The organism is Paenarthrobacter sp. NPDC018779, from assembly GCF_044391085.1.
Taxonomy (GTDB): Bacteria; Actinomycetota; Actinomycetes; order Actinomycetales; family Micrococcaceae; genus Arthrobacter.
In genome coordinates, this window is record NZ_JBIRZS010000017.1 from 13,739 (window position 1) to 28,094 (window position 14,356).

At 63.2% G+C, this 14,356-nt stretch carries 16 protein-coding genes; 5 read left to right on the forward strand and 11 right to left on the reverse strand.

Annotation, left to right across the window (positions count from 1 at the left end):
- Positions 1-32: 32 nt before the first annotated feature.
- The 5 genes from ccsB to ACH488_RS16195 all read right to left on the reverse strand — a co-directional run bounded on the left by ccsB (position 33) and on the right by ACH488_RS16195 (position 4,847).
- Positions 33-1,094: a c-type cytochrome biogenesis protein CcsB gene (gene ccsB, locus ACH488_RS16175; protein ID WP_397325583.1), complete on the reverse strand. Its 1,062-nt coding sequence runs from the start codon at positions 1,092-1,094 to the stop codon at positions 33-35.
- Entirely contained in the window at positions 1,094-2,803 is a 1,710-nt protein-coding gene (locus ACH488_RS16180) for a cytochrome c biogenesis protein ResB (protein WP_397325584.1), read from the reverse strand. Before ACH488_RS16180 ends, ccsB begins: the two co-directional genes overlap by 1 nt.
- Positions 2,803-3,558 carry a cytochrome c biogenesis CcdA family protein gene (locus ACH488_RS16185; protein ID WP_397325585.1) on the reverse strand — a complete coding sequence of 252 codons (756 nt, stop codon included), beginning with the start codon at positions 3,556-3,558 and terminating at the stop codon, positions 2,803-2,805. The genes ACH488_RS16180 and ACH488_RS16185 overlap by 1 nt, the downstream gene beginning before the upstream one ends.
- Positions 3,559-3,563: 5 nt before the next feature.
- Complete coding sequence (locus tag ACH488_RS16190; protein ID WP_397325657.1) at positions 3,564-4,103, reverse strand: TlpA family protein disulfide reductase; 540 nt, start codon at positions 4,101-4,103, stop codon at positions 3,564-3,566.
- A gap of 78 nt (positions 4,104-4,181) precedes the next feature.
- A complete protein-coding gene (locus ACH488_RS16195) occupies positions 4,182-4,847 on the reverse strand; it encodes a histidine phosphatase family protein (protein ID WP_397325586.1) in 666 nt (221 codons plus the stop codon).
- 215 nt (positions 4,848-5,062) lie between these two features.
- Between ACH488_RS16195 and ACH488_RS16200 the strand changes: the two genes are divergently transcribed.
- The 3 genes from ACH488_RS16200 (at position 5,063) to ACH488_RS16210 (ending at position 7,609) form a co-directional block, all read left to right on the forward strand.
- Positions 5,063-5,614, forward strand: coding sequence for a YceI family protein (locus ACH488_RS16200; protein WP_397325658.1), 552 nt, complete (start codon positions 5,063-5,065; stop codon positions 5,612-5,614).
- Between the two features lie 172 nt (positions 5,615-5,786).
- The gene (locus ACH488_RS16205; RefSeq protein ID WP_397325587.1) at positions 5,787-6,539 is read left to right on the forward strand and encodes a hypothetical protein; all 753 of its coding nucleotides are present in this window, start codon (positions 5,787-5,789) and stop codon (positions 6,537-6,539) included.
- Positions 6,540-6,817: 278 nt separating this feature from the next.
- Complete coding sequence (locus ACH488_RS16210; protein WP_397325662.1) at positions 6,818-7,609, forward strand: hypothetical protein; 792 nt, start codon at positions 6,818-6,820, stop codon at positions 7,607-7,609.
- 39 nt (positions 7,610-7,648) lie between these two features.
- Here ACH488_RS16210 and ACH488_RS16215 read toward each other — a convergent pair whose 3' ends face one another.
- Together ACH488_RS16215 and ACH488_RS16220 are read right to left on the reverse strand one after the other, a co-directional pair.
- A complete protein-coding gene (locus ACH488_RS16215; RefSeq protein ID WP_397325588.1) occupies positions 7,649-8,356 on the reverse strand; it encodes a redox-sensing transcriptional repressor Rex in 708 nt (235 codons plus the stop codon).
- Positions 8,357-8,433: 77 nt separating this feature from the next.
- Complete coding sequence (locus tag ACH488_RS16220) at positions 8,434-8,688, reverse strand: glutaredoxin family protein (protein WP_397325589.1); 255 nt, start codon at positions 8,686-8,688, stop codon at positions 8,434-8,436.
- A gap of 94 nt (positions 8,689-8,782) precedes the next feature.
- On the opposite strand from ACH488_RS16220, the gene ACH488_RS16225 reads away from it, so the two are divergent.
- Positions 8,783-9,598, forward strand: coding sequence for an HAD family hydrolase (locus ACH488_RS16225; protein ID WP_397325590.1), 816 nt, complete (start codon positions 8,783-8,785; stop codon positions 9,596-9,598).
- A gap of 182 nt (positions 9,599-9,780) precedes the next feature.
- Positions 9,781-10,743, forward strand: a complete 963-nt coding sequence (locus ACH488_RS16230; RefSeq protein ID WP_397325591.1) for an endonuclease domain-containing protein — start codon at positions 9,781-9,783, stop codon at positions 10,741-10,743.
- A 168-nt stretch (positions 10,744-10,911) separates the two neighbouring features.
- Here the strand turns inward: ACH488_RS16230 and ACH488_RS16235 are convergent, their stop codons facing one another.
- The 4 genes from ACH488_RS16235 to ACH488_RS16250 form a co-directional block, all read right to left on the reverse strand.
- On the reverse strand, positions 10,912-11,010 hold the full coding sequence (locus tag ACH488_RS16235) for a 30S ribosomal protein bS22 (RefSeq protein WP_003792170.1): 99 nt from the start codon (positions 11,008-11,010) through the stop codon (positions 10,912-10,914).
- 173 nt (positions 11,011-11,183) lie between these two features.
- Entirely contained in the window at positions 11,184-11,396 is a 213-nt protein-coding gene (locus tag ACH488_RS16240; RefSeq protein WP_017199160.1) for a helix-turn-helix domain-containing protein, read from the reverse strand.
- 601 nt (positions 11,397-11,997) lie between these two features.
- A complete protein-coding gene (locus tag ACH488_RS16245; RefSeq protein WP_397325592.1) occupies positions 11,998-13,125 on the reverse strand; it encodes a 3-deoxy-7-phosphoheptulonate synthase in 1,128 nt (375 codons plus the stop codon).
- A gap of 221 nt (positions 13,126-13,346) precedes the next feature.
- Complete coding sequence (locus ACH488_RS16250) at positions 13,347-14,354, reverse strand: acetylxylan esterase (RefSeq protein WP_397325593.1); 1,008 nt, start codon at positions 14,352-14,354, stop codon at positions 13,347-13,349.
- Between the last annotated feature and the right edge of the window lie 2 nt (positions 14,355-14,356).

The following is a 14,356-nucleotide window of genomic DNA, read 5'->3' on the forward strand; positions in this document are numbered from 1 at the left end:
TGGAGAAAGCCCAGTTCAGGCCCCCGGAAGGCCTACAGCCCGGAGTAGGAGTGCAAACCGTTGAAGACGGTGTTCACCAGTGTGAAGTTGATGATCACGCAGGCGTAGCCCACAATCGACAACCAGGCCGCACGGGTTCCGGTCCATCCGCGGGTGGCGCGCGCGTGCAGGTAGCCGGCGTAGACAACCCAGATCACGAACGTCCAGACCTCCTTGGGGTCCCAGCCCCAGAAGCGTCCCCACGCCTTTTCGGCCCAGATGGCTCCAAACATGAGCGTGAACGTCCAACCCACGAAAGCCACCGTGTTGATGCGGTAGGAGAGGTTCTCAAGGCTCAGGGCGTTGGGGACCACCCGCATGAAAGCCAGGTTGTCCGGACGGCCCGCGGCGAGGTTCTTCTGCCTGTAGGACTGCAGCAGCTGCAGAGCCGACATGGCGAACGTCAAGGTAAAGAGTGCCGAGGACAAAACGGCAATGGAGACGTGGATGATCAGCCAGTAGCTCTGCAACGCCGGCACCAGGTGGCCCACGGGAGTCCAGAACGCCACCGAAGCGGCAACCAGCATGATGATGGCCAGGCCCACCACGAACGTACCAAGGAAGCGCAGGTCGCGCCGGACCAGTGCGATCAGGAACACGGCCACGGCCACGAACGCTCCGGTTGTGAGGAACTCGTACATGTTGCCCCACGGCACGCGGCCCGCGCCGAGTGCACGCGTCACCACGCCTGCGGCATGGATCAGCACGCCGAGGATGGTCAAGGCCACGGCAACGCGCGCGGGTGCACGGCGTTCGCCGCCGTACTTCATGTCGCCTGCCGCCGTGGCTTCCGAAACGGTAGTGCCCGACGTCGGACGCTCGCCACGGTCTGCGGGCCCGGCGGTGTCCGAAGCACCCAGGCCGACCCGTCCGGCGGCGACGGCCACCTTCCCGGCGGTAGCGCTGGCGGCCGCCTTCAGGTCGACGGCCCGGAGCGTTTTACTGCTCTTCGCCAGGTCCCACGCAAACGCAATGAACGCCACGGTGTACGTGCCGGCGGCCAGCAGCATGAACAGCTCGCTGTACTGGCCCAGGGTTTCGTTGATAGCGGGCATTACTGGTCCTTCGGGGTTGGGGAAGAGACGGAGTGGGAAGATTCGGTGGTGGTGTCGGCCACCCGCCATTCCCGGGCGAAGAGTTCGCGCAACGCGGCAGCCTCCCCGGCAAGGCGGTGGTCCTCGCCGCGTGCCAGCAGGCCGTATTCAACCATGGTCCGGCCGTCCTGGTGGGTTCCGGTGCGGACCCAGACCCGGCGGCGTCCCACGTACAGGGACAAGACCAGGCCGCCCACGGCCAGCAGGCCGAAGATCAGGGCGTACAACTGGCCGGGGTTGTGGTGGATGTCAACACCCACGTACTTCTTGACGCTGTCAAAAGTGATGCTTCCCTTGCCCTCGGGCAGTGTGGCCGTCTGGCCCAACGCCAGGACGATTCCACCGGCCTCGAGCTTCCGGCCGTTCAGCTGCGTCAGATCGCTCACGTCCAGTTCAAAAACGTTCTGGGGCGTGCCGTTGTCCAGGCCCAGGTCTCCAAAGTAGGAGTCCAGGTTCAGCTGCGGGTTGGCCAGGGCCGGGTCGGCGCTGAAGGAAATCCCTTGATCCGTCTCGAATGCCGTAGGCAGGAAGAAGCCGTTGAAGCCGAGCTGGTCCGGCTTGCCGTCCGGAACCTTGATGACCACCGATGAGTAGTAGTTGGCGCCCTGGACCTTCGCGGTTACGGGTCCTTGGAAGGCGATGTTGCCGTCACCGTCGCGGACCGTGACCACAGGTGCATAGCCGTTGCCCGTGAGGTACAGGCTGGTCCCGCCCAGGGAAATGGGGTCGTTGACCTTCAGCACTTCCTTCTGCTCGGGGGCATCAGGGTTCTCCTTGGTGGTCACCTCGGCCGTGTAGTCGATCGGCTGGCCGGTCTTGTTGGGCGACTCCCTGTCGAAGGTCGCCTGGAACTTGTCCAAACGGACTGAATACGGCTGCAGCCAGGCACTCTGGAAGTTGGTTCCCGGCGAGAACTGGTCGTAACCCACCAAGGTGTTGACGAACGTTTCGCCCTCCACCAGGATCCGCTGGCCGCTGTAGCCGAACAGACCGCCGATGGCCACGGAGACCAGCACGCCGATCAGCGAGGTGTGGAACACCAGGTTTCCGACTTCCTTCATGAAGCCGCGCTCGGCACCCACGCTCGGCAGCGCGCCGTCGGCGTCCCGCACCTCCACGCGGTAGCCGCGCTTCCTGAGCAGCCCGGCGGCATCGGTGATGGCCTTCGACGCCGGGATCCCGGCGTCGGCGGGCAGCGCCAGGGTGCCGTACTCCGGCAGCCGGGACAAACGCTTGGGCGTGCGCGGCGGCTGGGACTTCATCGCCTTGTAATGCGCAATGGCACGCGGAGTGACGCAGCCAATCAGCGAGATGAAAAGCAGGATGTAGATGGCCGAGAACCAGGCCGACGAGTACACGTCGAACATCTGGAGGGCATCAAGGAAAGGCCCGAACGTGGGGTTGTTCTTGATCCAGTCCGTGACGGTGACCGGGTTGGCAGGACGCTGCGGAAACAGCGAGCCCGGCACTGCCGCAATGGCCAGCAGGAGCAGGAGGAACAGCGCGGTCCGCATGCTGGTGAGCTGCGTCCAGGCCCACCGGAGCATGCCCAGGATGCCCAGGGTGGGCAACGCGGCATCGGACTTGGCCTTTTTCAGCTTGTCCTCGCCGGGGTTGCCTGCGTCAGTGCCCTCGGCAGCGTTCTTCTTGGATTTCACGGACTCGCTCATCAGATCGGCAACTTCACATCGGTTTGGAACCAGTACTGCAACCCGGTTACCCAGTGGCCCCACACGCCGGTGGCCATCAGGATGCCGAGCAGAATCAAAATGCCGCCACCTACCCGCTGGATCGCCAGGCGGTGCGTACGGAAGAAGGACATCACGCCCATGCCGCGGCGGACGGCCAGGGCAATCAGCAGGAAGGGCACCCCCAGTCCCAGGCTGTACACGAACGCCAACAGCGCGCCCTTCGCAGCCGAGGATCCCCCGGACATGCTCAGCAATTGCACTGCGGAGTACGTCGGCCCAATGCACGGCGCCCAGCCCAGCCCGAACGTCAGCCCCAGCAGCGGAGCGCCCCACAGGCCGGCGGGCGGTTTGGCGTGGATCTTGGCGTCGCGTTGGAACCACGCGAACCCGCCCATGAAGACGATGCCCATGATGATCACCAGGACGCCCAGCAACTGCGTGATCCAGGCGTTCTGCGGTCCCGTAAGCAGCGTGCCCAACTGGCCGAAGGCACCGCCCAGCAAAACGAAAATCACCGAGAAACCCAGCACGAACAGGCCAATGCCCACCAGCATGCGGCCCCGTCGCTGCTTCTGCAGGTCAACCCCGCTCAACCCCGTGACGTAGCCAAGATAACCGGGCACCAACGGGAGGACGCACGGAGAGAGGAAGGAAACGAGCCCCGCCAACAAGGCCACTGGCACAGCCAGGAGCAATGATCCGTTGAGGATGGTCTCGGCAAAGGGACTGTTCATGCGTACTACTCGGCCACTGCGGACGTGATGAGGGCCTTGAGGGTGCTCTTTTCAATCTCGCCGAGCACGCGGGAGGCAACCTTGCCTTCCTTGTCGAGGACCAGCGTGGTGGGAACGGCGTTCGGAGGAACAATGCCGGACACCGACAGGAGGACTGCCCCATCCTTGTCATTGAAGCTCGGGTACGTCAGGTTGAAGGTCTTGTCGAAAGCTTCGGCGGTTGCCTTCTCATCACGAAGGTTGACGCCGAAGAACTGCACGCCCTGGTCCTTGAATTCCTGGTGGAGGGCTTCCAACTGAGGAGCTTCCACACGGCAAGGGGCACAGGCAGCAAACCAGAAGTTCAACACGGTGACTTTGCCCTTGAGGTCATCCGGGGTCACTGCTGTTCCGTTGAAAAGGGTGCCCTTGAGGGCCACGGGGGCGCTACGGTCCGCTTTCGCGAACTCGGTGACCGATCCGTCGCCTGCAACGTAATTCTTGTTGTCGCCTTTGCGGGCCTGGTCTGCCAGGGAGTCCGGCTGGGCGCAGGCCGATAGTCCCATGGTGAGCCCGGCAAGCAGGACCCCACCGGCCGAGAGCGCGCCGCGGCGCGAGATGTTCTTCTTATCCACGGTTCCCTTTCACGCTCCCGGGGTGCTGGCGGCACCGGGCAGGAGAACAGCGGCCGGCTCGCTGTAGTCCACGCGGGCTACCTTGCCGTCGTCGTCGAAAACCAGGGAGGTAAGCGAGGCCAGGGTGCACTCGCGCTTTCGCGGATCGTGGGCCAGCCGGCGGCCTTCGGCTGATAGCCGGGTGGCCCAGATGGGCAACTGGTGGCTGACCATGATGGCTTCTGCTCCGTCGCCGCCGAGTTCGATAGCCTTGAGCCGGGCATCCTGCACAGCGGCGATGACGCGCGCTGCCTGCTCCTTGTAGGGCTCGCCCCAGGAGGGCCGTAGCGGATTGCGGAAGTAGTACCAGTGCTTGGGCTTCAGGAACTCGCTCCGCGTGGGGTGCAGGCCTTCAAAGTGGTTTTCCGCTTCGATGATCCGCGGATCCGTGGTGATGGGCAGCCCCAAAGCCTCGGACGTGGGCATGGCGGTTTCCTGGGCACGCGTCAGCGGCGAGGCCACCAAATGGACAATCCTGGCGCCTTGGTCTGCGCGCACCACAAAGTGCTCGGCCAGCATGCGGGCCATCTCCCGGCCGCGCTCGGAGAGGTGGAATTCAGGCAGCCGACCATACAGGACGCCATCGGGGTTATGGACCTCGCCATGGCGAAGCAGATGGACAGTTGCTTGGGGCATGTTTACCAGTTTCTCAAAGATGCGGGGCGATCTGAAATCTTCTACCGCTAGTAGAACTCAAAGTTTTCCCAAAATGTTCCGGGGAGTTGGAATAAAAGATGCATATGCATGTTTATACTAGACACGAAGCTCGGTTGACGCTTCAAGTAAACAGCTCGATCAGTTCAACCGGGTAAGCCCAACGATCCATCCCTACACCTAGGAGCAACACCATGATGACCCTTCCCGCCAACGTCTCCACCGGCACCTGGACCCTGGACAACTCCCACAGCGAGATCGCCTTTACTGTGCGCCACGCTGGCATCAGCAAGGTCCGCGGCCAGTTCAAGGAAGCCGAAGCCACGCTGGAAGTTGGCGAGACCCTGACCGATTCCAAGGTGACCGCTTCCATCCAGACCGCCAGCTTCGACTCGGGCGACGTCAACCGCGACGGCCACGTCAAGGGCGAGGACTTCTTCGACGTGGAGAAGTTCCCGGAGATCACGTTCGTCTCCCGTCACGTCAAGGCCAACGGCGACAGCTTCGACCTGGTGGGCGATCTCACCATCAAGGGCGTCACCAAGGAAGTTGCCATCGAAACCGAGTTCAACGGCGTGGCAGTGGACCCGTTCGGCAACACGCGCGCAGGCGTCTCCGGTGAAACCACCATCAGCCGCAAGGAGTTCGGCCTTACCTGGAACGCCGTCCTGGAAGCCGGCGGCGTCCTGGTCAGCGACAAGGTTGTCATCAACCTTGAACTCGCCTTCATCGCACCGGCTGCCGCCTAGCCTTTTCGCTGGACCCTGCCCGACGGCGCCCCCGCCCATCTTCGGTGTGCGGGGGCGCCATTTCGCATGCTCGGAAATCACCCGTCCATTGTTCGGCACCGACCCGGTATTTGGCTGCGAGTTGGCCCCAAATTTCCTATGCAACCTTCAACCCGCGGTCTACAGTGATGCCATGAGTAACCCAGACGAAGCACCACAGCCTCAGCAGCCCGGCTCCGAGCCACAGCAGCCCGGCAACGTTCCTCCTGCGGGTTACCAGCCTCCGCAGGGCTACCAACCATCCCAGGGCTACCAGCCGCCGTCGCAGCCGGGCCAATACCAGCAGCCCGGCCAGTACCAGCAGCCAGGCCAAAACCAGCAGCCCCCATACCAGCAGCCGGGATACCAGCAGCCGGGTCCCGGCCAGCCTGGACAGGGCCAGCAGGGTGGTTTCCACTTCGAAATGCCCACCGACGGACCGCGCAACTTCAACGATGTCCTCCCCCAGGGCGGCTTCTCGGGCATCTTCAAAGTCCAGGGGCTGCCTACGGAACTGAAGGTGTCCTACTTCATCTGGGTGATTTCGGGACTGCTCGGCCTGCTGTTCGGGCTGATTGGGTTCTTCGCCCTGATCGCTGCGTTCGCTTTCGCTCCGGGAATTGCGGCAATCGGCATGGTCCTCCTGATCATCTCCCTTGCAGTGGCGGCCGCCCAGGTGGTCCTGGCAATGAAGATGAAAGAGGGCAAGGAATGGGCCCGACTGGCCCTGACCATCATTGCCGGCGTTTCCCTGCTACTGGCCATTTTCGGTGCGGCAAACATGGGTTCAGCCGGCTCGGGCCTCGGCGGCAACCTGTTCAGCTTCCTGGTCAGCGCCGTCGCCGTCGTCCTTATGTGGCTCCCGAACTCGCAGCTCTGGTTCAAGGCAGTCAAGGGCACCGCCTGACGCGGAACCCGGGTACCGCCGTCGTGCACTAAGACGCCGTGCACTAAGACCAGCGGTGATGAAGGCCGCGGACTTCCCAACGGAGGCCGCGGCCTTCATCATGCAGGAGTACGGCCATGTACGCCTGCGTGATGATTTCTCCACACGCGGGAAATTCCTGCGTGTGATCCTCCGTACCACCGGGAGGCTGGGGGTACGGTGGATTCAGAACCATGGTGGGGGCACTTTGTTCTTGTTGACCCCAGCAGTATCAGCCGTCGACCAAGCAAAGGAATGCCATGAGCAACCCTCCCTACCCGCCGTCAAACCCGGGCGACTCCACTCCGGAGCAGCAGGGATCCCAGCCTTCGGCACCACAGTACGGACAGCAGTCCGAACCCAATGCTCCGCAGTACGGCCAGCCGTCCGCGCCGCAATACGGCCAGCAGGCTCCGAACGCTCCCCAGTACGGGCAGCAGTCCGCGCCGCAATACGGCCAGCAGGCTCCCCAGTACGGCCAACAGCCCTCTCCCTACGGCCAGCAGCCCGGATCGCCTTACGGCCAGGCCGCACCCCAGTACGGCCAGGACACCAACTGGCCCAGCCAGCAGCCGGGCCCCAGCACGGTCCCCCAGATGGTCAACATCGCTTTCTGGATGATCGTGGCCGCCGGAATCCTCTCGGCCATCAGCTCGCTGCTCCTGGCAACTACGGGTTCGGACGCCTTCATCAACTCCATGGTCCAGCAGGCAGCAGCCCAAGGCACCGAGTTCCCTGAGGGCTCCCTCGAAGGAATGAGGGGCGTCATCACCGTTGGTGCCATCATCGGCGCCATCGTGTCCCTCGGCCTTTATGCGCTGGTGGCATTCCCTGTCCGCAAGGGCAAGAACTGGGCCCGTATCCTCGGTACCGTCTTCGCCGCCATCTCGGTCCTTGGCCTGACCGGCCTGTTCCAGTTCGGCGCCACGTACGGCATCCTGCAGCTGCTGGTGATCCTGCTGGGAGTCGCGGCAATCGTCATGCTGTACCTGCCGGCGTCGGCACCGTACTTCCGCAAGCAGCAGCCGTTCGGCAACCCGTACGGCCGCTAAACCCAAACAGAACGTCAACGGGCGCGGACCCGGCGAAGGCTAAACGGCCTGGCCCGGTGTCTGCGCCCGTTGTGCGTGGTAGGCAAGGATCTGTAGTTCCGTGGCCATGTCCACCTTGCGGAGGTTGACATGCGGGGGTACCTGGAGGAGCACGGGGGCGAAGCTGAGGATGCTGCGGATTCCGGCCCCGATCACGCGATCACATACTTCCTGGGCCACCGTCGCCGGGAGGGCCAAAACCACCATGTTGGTGTGGGTGCGCTCCAGGACCCGTTCAAGTTCTGCGGAGTCGCTGACCCTGAGCCAGCCAACCTCGTTGCCGATCACCATGGGGTCGGCATCGAAAATGGCCACCACGTCGAAGCCCCGGGATTCGAAGCCGCCGTACCGGGCCAGCGCCTTGCCGAGGTTACCGGCGCCGACGATTGCCACTTTCCAGTCGTGTGTCAGCCCGAGGGCAGCGGCGATGTGCCGGCTCAAGTACTGGACCTCGTACCCTACTCCGCGGGTTCCGTACGAGCCGACGTAGGAAAGGTCCTTCCGGAGCGTCGATGAGCTGACGCCCGAGGCCTCAGCCAGCGCATCCGAGGAAACGCGTTCCACGCCTTCGGCTAGGAGGGAGTTGAGCGCACGCAAATAGAGGGTCATCCGGGCCACAGCCGCGGGCGGGATCTGCTTGGCGGCAGGTTCGTTGTCCCCGGTTGTTGCTTCCGGTGACGGTTCCAGCGCAGTCACGGTATTCTCCATTGCGTCGCTTGTTGTTCCACTCTATGGCTCTTGACCGGGCTCAACAAAAAGCCATTTCCTTGCGTGGGCAGCGCCCCTTAGCCCTCCAGCGCTTTCTTCAAAAGACGGGTGAGTCGCTGCTCATCGATGGTCCAGAAGTCGCGCTGTACACCGTCCACCAACAGCACCGGAATCTCCTCGGCGTACCGCTCGCGGAGCGCGGCGTCGCCGTCGATCGAGGTTTCGCTCCACTGCACGCCGAGGCCCGAGGTAACGCGTTCGACGGCGGCACGCGCCGCGGTGCATAGGTGGCAGTCGGCTTTGGTGAGGAGGACGACGTCGGGAATAGGCATGACTCAACGTTACCGGCTGCGGCGGCAGCACCCACGCGGCGGCCGACCATGACGCGCGAAGCGCGAGGCACCTGCAATTGACTAGACTCAAGGCATGCCCGACGAGAAGGACGCCGCTGTGCTCGCAGATGCCAAAGTGCCGCAGCACACCGGCGAGGCTGCTTTCTTCGACGTCGACAACACCCTGATGAAGGGCGCCAGCCTCTTCCACGTGGCCCGCAAAATGTACGAACGCAAGGCCTTCACGCTGTCGCAGGCCGCGGGCTTCGCGTGGAAGCAGTTCAAGTTCGTGATGCGTGGCGAGAACATGGAAGATGTCCATGCGGTCCGTGACTCAGCGCTGACCTTGGCTGCGGGCATTTCGGTGGACGACATCAAAGCGCTGGGCGAAGAGGTCTACGACGAGATGATCGAGTCGCGGATCTGGCCCGGCACCAAGGCACTGGCCGAACAGCACTTGCGGGTTGGCCGCAAAGTCTGGCTCGTCACAGCCACTCCCATCGAAGTGGCTACCGTCATCTCCACGCGGCTTGGTTTGACTGGCGCGCTGGGAACCGTCGGCGAGATCGAGAACGGCACCTACACGGGCAGGCTCGTGGGCGACATCCTGCACGGCCCGGCGAAGGCTGTGGCCGTCCAGCTCGTTGCGGACCGTGAGGGCCTGGACCTGGACCACTGCTGGGCTTACAGCGACTCCGCCAACGACATCCCTTTGCTCACTTTGGTTGGCCACCCCGTGGTCATCAACCCGGATGCCCGCCTGCGCCGGCACGCCCGCGAGAACAACTGGCCGGTGTACGACTTCCGTTCGGGCCGCCGCGCAGCCACCCTCGGACTGAAGGCAGCAACCGTGGGCGGCGCCATCTACGGCCTGTGGCGCGGATTCAGCCGCTTCCGCAGCCCCCGCTAAAACCCTCTCTCACCAAACACCCCCTCCCGACCGACGCTCTCTCACCAAACACCCCCTCCCCACCGACGCTCTCTCACCGAACCACCCCACCGGCCGCACCCTCTCTCACCACGGGAGGCCAACGCCCGGCGGCCTGTGGATAACTTCTGCAGGCAGGGTGCCTTCTGGGCAAGAATGCCCGTATGCAAAAACCCTCGACCTTTCCTCAGGCACTGGCTTCGGCGCCATTTACCCTCAACCAAGCCAAGGCGTTCGGCGTAGGGAAGCGGCAGCTTTGGAAACGGAGTTCGATCGAGGGGGTCAGTCAGGGAATCTTCAGGCCTTCGGACTGGGAGTTCGATTTAGCCTCCGCGGCTCGGTCCCTGTCGTCCGCGAGTCCGGGCGCCTGGATTTCGCACATAACAGCGGCGCGGCTCCAAGGCCTTTACTTGCCGCCATGGCTGGCCGATTCGAATGAGTTACACCTCAGCAAGCCCCGGAAACTACCGTCAGTTCGTCGGCGAGGTGTTATCGGACACACGGTAGTTGTCGACGACTCTGAAATCGAGTTCGAACACGGCATGTGGATGAGCACCAGGCCCCGAACTTGGCTGGACTTGGCACGCCAATTGCCCCTGAGGGAACTCGTTTGCGTCGGCGATCAGCTCATTCGCGTTCCCCGGCCCGAGTTCGAAGGCCGGGACACCCCATTTGCATCAATCAATGACCTTCGCGCGCTGATAGCACGGCATAAGAATCTTCAAGGAGTGGTGCGCGCCCGTGAAGCCCTGGATCTGATGCGCGTCGGAGCCGACTCCGCTACTGAGTCCCTGCTTCGACTGGCAATGCTCGATGCTGGCATCGCGGAGCCGGACTTGCAGGTGCGACTTCGCCTGAACGATCCATTCTCGCCGTCTGCGGACCTTGGTTTTCGGGAACGGCGCGTGGCCATTCAGTACGACGGCGGACATCACCTTTCGGAGGAGCAGATCTTTAGCGATCGACGCCGGGATAGAGCCTTTGAAGCGGCGGGATGGACAGTGCTTGTCTTCGGGAAGGACGATCTGGCGGACGGCTTCACCAAGGCAATAGTCGGAATCAAGAAGGCACTCCGAACCGGGTGGACGGATCCGTCGGTCGAATCCGGTTTCGCGTCCGGACGGTGAGAGAGCGTCCGCCCCAAACAGGCGTTCGGTGAGAGAGCGTCCGCCCCAAACGGGCGTTCGGTGAGCGACGGTTTGGAATTTGGGGGGATTCGGTGAGAGAGCGTCCGGGGGTGCAGAAATGCCCGCCGCCTTTGCAGGCAACGGGCATTCACGCTTGATGAAGTATCTCTACTTCTTATTGCGGCGCTGGTGGCGAGTCTTGCGAAGCAGCTTGCGGTGCTTCTTCTTGGCCATACGCTTGCGGCGCTTCTTGATAACTGAACCCACGAAAGTTCCTTACAAACTAGATGAAGGTCCTGTCTGTTGGAACGGATCCGCGGACAAAGCAGCAGACGGTACAACTGACAGATTCTTACAATGACGTAAAACGTTCCTTAACAGGGTACCGCTTCACAGGGGCACCCAATGACCATCGACCAACCAGCGGACTTTGGCAGGACTCAGGCGGTCTCCGATTGCCCGTCCACAACAGCACCTTTGAGGTACTGGGCAACGGCCTCTTCCGGAACCCGGAAGGATCGGCCGAACCTGACGGCGGGCATTTCCCCTGAGTGAACCAGTCGATACACAGTCATTTTGGAAACACGCAAGACGTCGGCTACTTCAGCCACCGTCATGAAACGCGCGTTCGAGAAGTTAGTCTCTGCGGACATTTCCCATATTCCTTTGCTCTCAGACAGTAGGACACCCCCAGTAGAGCGGTGTGCCGATGCTGAGCCATCAAACAACCATGTGCTAGATACTCTAGAGGCTGATGGGGCCAATGTGAAAGCAGTTTGGAAAAGTGGGACTACACTTCCCGCTTGCTGGGGCCTTATGCACAGGCCGAAATCCGGACCTCAAAGTAGAAGGCGGCCACCGCTACGCTTGATGCCATCGGGCAGCCGCCCGTGCGCCGTTAAAAACAATGGACCCGACGGCAATCGGGTCCTTGTTCAGCGCGGTGCGCTCATTGATGCGGTAAGAGGCCATACCCTCAAACGCCACACTTTGAGTGTATGGCCCTGCGCGCGTCGGGCGCAACGTCGGTTGCTCCGCCTGTGTGCGCGCCGCATCCCACCCACTGGGAGGGGGTGCCGGCATGTCATCCAAACGGAAACGGGAGGAGCCATGGGGCGCCATGAATCTGGTAGTCAACATCATTCGCTTGGCGATTGATGTTGTCCGCCTGTTCTGGCACAACATCCCCTAGGGGAGCGGTGGCCGTCAGCAATTCCTGACGGCCACCGTCGTTGCTGCGGCCCCAATGGACGCTTACTCCGCCGTTGCCAGGCGGCGCTTCCTGGCCGAGGCTGCGAGCTGCTCCAGCACGGAAGCCGTAACGTCCCATTCCATGCAGGCATCCGTGACGCTTTGGCCGTAGACGAGCTCCTGCTCCCCCGCCAACTGCTTGGCAACGTCAAGGTTCTGCGCGCCACCAACAAGGAAGCTCTCCAGCATCACCCCGGCAATGGGGGAAGAGGCACCAGCCTCAAGCTGCGCGCCGATTTCCAGCGCAACCTCGGCCTGGCGGTGGTGGCTCTTGCCGCTGTTGGCGTGGCTGGCGTCGACAATCAACCGCGGGTTCAGCCCCTTGCCCGCGAGCTTGGATGAAGCAGCTGCAACGTCGGCCTCGGAGTAGTTCGGCCCCTTGCGTCCGCCCCGGAGGATCACGTGGGTATCAGGATTTCCGGCCGTCGCCACCAAAGCTGCCCGGCCGTCGTCGTCGATTCCGAGGAAGGCCTGCTCGGCAGCAGAGGCGCCGCACGCGTCGATGGCCACCTGGAGGTCGCCGTCGGTGCCGTTCTTGAAACCGATGGGCATCGAAAGCCCCGAGGCGAGCTGGCGGTGGATCTGGCTTTCGGTGGTGCGTGCGCCGATGGCGCCCCAGGAGACGAGGTCGGCCATGTATTGCGGGCTGATGGGCTCAAGGAATTCGGTGGCCGTGGGCAAGCCCAAGGATGTGACCTGCTTCAGGAAGCCCCTGGCTGCCCGCAGGCCGGCGGCGATGTCGTGGCTGCCGTCCAGGTGCGGATCATTGATCAGGCCCTTCCAGCCAACCGTGGTGCGCGGCTTCTCGAAGTACGTGCGCATGACGATCAGCAGGTCTTCCTTGTGCTTCTCGGCCTGGCTCACCAAGCGGCGGGCGTATTCGAGGCCGGCCTTGGGATCGTGGATTGAGCATGGCCCCACAATGACCAGGAGGCGATCGTCCACGCCGTCCATGATGGCGCGGACTTCGTCACGGCCACGGTCGACGACGGCAGCTGAGCGGGCGTCCAGCGGCAGCTCTGCGATGAGGTCCTGCGGTGCCGGAAGCGGCTCGAAGCGGGCGACGCGAAGGTTCGAGGTGGCGGGCTGCGAACTGTCCGCGGTCAAAGTTTCCGGGGCGATGCTGGTCATTTTTCTGGGTCCTGTCCGGGATGCGGAGCGGGCCCCTTTTCAGAACCCGCCGGATATGGCGAAGGGCAGAGAATGATCTCTGCCCTGTTGGCTCTGAAGGAAAGTTGGATGCGTGTCAGTTAGACGCGGGCCCCTCCAGAGCCAACGAAAAATACGCATACCAACGGTTAGTCATAGCCACACCATAACCGCGCGGGATCAAACCCGGCAAATCGTGTCCGTTATGATGACAAGAGTTTGCGCAGGAACTGCAATTGCTTAATCCAGTGGTGTTCCTGCCCGCCTTCGTGGTTGTTGAAGCGGTATACCTCTATGTCCTTCTCCGGGGATCCGCCGGCCAGGCCGTAGTTGTTGTAGCTGGCGAACACCGTGGACGGCGGGCAGATATCGTCCATCTGCGCGGCAGAGAACAGCGCCGGGACGGTGGCAGCACGGCCCAGGTGGACGCCGTCGAAATAGTTCAGCACCGCCAGCGTGGATTCGTAGCGGTCGCGGTGCCGCCCAAGGAACGAGGCAATCTCCGGGTATGGCCCCCGCGGCGCAATATCGATCGCACGTGGGAAGTCCTGCAAGAAGGGGACATCCGGCAGCGCGGCGATGACGCCGTCGAGCCTTCCGGCTGTGAGCCCCGCAGTGGCGACCGTAATGCCGCCGCCCTGGCTGACGCCCGTGAGGATCACTGTGGAAGGGTCGACGGCGGGATGCTGCTGTGCCGCTTCAACCGCCCGGAAGGCGTCGGTGTAGACGCGCCGGAAATAGTACTCATCCTGGTGGCCGGAGCCGCGGGTCATGAGGCCGGCATAGTTCACCCCACCGGCAGAGGGGTGCGGGTCCGGGGTGTCTCCGGAAACGCCGCCATAACCCTGGCCCCGGGTGTCCATGATGAAGTGTGCGTAGCCGGCCTGGGCCCAGCGGGTGTTCTGGTTGACCAGTCCGCGGCCGCCGGAGTAGCCGATGTATTCGACCACCACGGGAAGGCGCTCCCCGGCGTCGCGGTGCGCCGGGACGTGCAACCAGCCCTTGATCCGGTCTCCGCCGAAGCCGGAGAACGTGACGTCGAAGGTGTCAATGACGCTGAGGTAGTTGTCAACGGGCTCAAAGACGGCGTCCAACGGAAACAGCCGGGCTTCAGAGATTGTCCGGTCCCAGAAGCTGTCCAGGTCGGCAGGCGGCAAGGCGCCGGACGTGTAGTCGCGGAGTTGGTCGAGGGGAAGGTCAAAGAGTGGCATGG

What these genes read in the sequence shown, in the direction of transcription:
- ccsB (WP_397325583.1), bottom strand. Translation starts at nt 1,094, where the DNA reads ATGCCCGCTATCAACGAAACCCTGGGCCAGTACAGCGAGCTGTTCATG.
- ACH488_RS16180 (WP_397325584.1), bottom strand. Translation starts at nt 2,803, where the DNA reads ATGAGCGAGTCCGTGAAATCCAAGAAGAACGCTGCCGAGGGCACTGAC.
- ACH488_RS16185 (WP_397325585.1), bottom strand. Translation starts at nt 3,558, where the DNA reads ATGAACAGTCCCTTTGCCGAGACCATCCTCAACGGATCATTGCTCCTG.
- ACH488_RS16190 (WP_397325657.1), bottom strand. Translation starts at nt 4,103, where the DNA reads ATGGGACTATCGGCCTGCGCCCAGCCGGACTCCCTGGCAGACCAGGCC.
- ACH488_RS16195 (WP_397325586.1), bottom strand. Translation starts at nt 4,847, where the DNA reads ATGCCCCAAGCAACTGTCCATCTGCTTCGCCATGGCGAGGTCCATAAC.
- ACH488_RS16200 (WP_397325658.1), top strand. Translation starts at nt 5,063, where the DNA reads ATGACCCTTCCCGCCAACGTCTCCACCGGCACCTGGACCCTGGACAAC.
- ACH488_RS16205 (WP_397325587.1), top strand. Translation starts at nt 5,787, where the DNA reads ATGAGTAACCCAGACGAAGCACCACAGCCTCAGCAGCCCGGCTCCGAG.
- ACH488_RS16210 (WP_397325662.1), top strand. Translation starts at nt 6,818, where the DNA reads ATGAGCAACCCTCCCTACCCGCCGTCAAACCCGGGCGACTCCACTCCG.
- ACH488_RS16215 (WP_397325588.1), bottom strand. Translation starts at nt 8,356, where the DNA reads ATGGAGAATACCGTGACTGCGCTGGAACCGTCACCGGAAGCAACAACC.
- ACH488_RS16220 (WP_397325589.1), bottom strand. Translation starts at nt 8,688, where the DNA reads ATGCCTATTCCCGACGTCGTCCTCCTCACCAAAGCCGACTGCCACCTA.
- ACH488_RS16225 (WP_397325590.1), top strand. Translation starts at nt 8,783, where the DNA reads ATGCCCGACGAGAAGGACGCCGCTGTGCTCGCAGATGCCAAAGTGCCG.
- ACH488_RS16230 (WP_397325591.1), top strand. Translation starts at nt 9,781, where the DNA reads ATGCAAAAACCCTCGACCTTTCCTCAGGCACTGGCTTCGGCGCCATTT.
- ACH488_RS16240 (WP_017199160.1), bottom strand. Translation starts at nt 11,396, where the DNA reads ATGTCCGCAGAGACTAACTTCTCGAACGCGCGTTTCATGACGGTGGCT.
- ACH488_RS16245 (WP_397325592.1), bottom strand. Translation starts at nt 13,125, where the DNA reads ATGACCAGCATCGCCCCGGAAACTTTGACCGCGGACAGTTCGCAGCCC.
- ACH488_RS16250 (WP_397325593.1), bottom strand. Translation starts at nt 14,354, where the DNA reads ATGCCACTCTTTGACCTTCCCCTCGACCAACTCCGCGACTACACGTCC.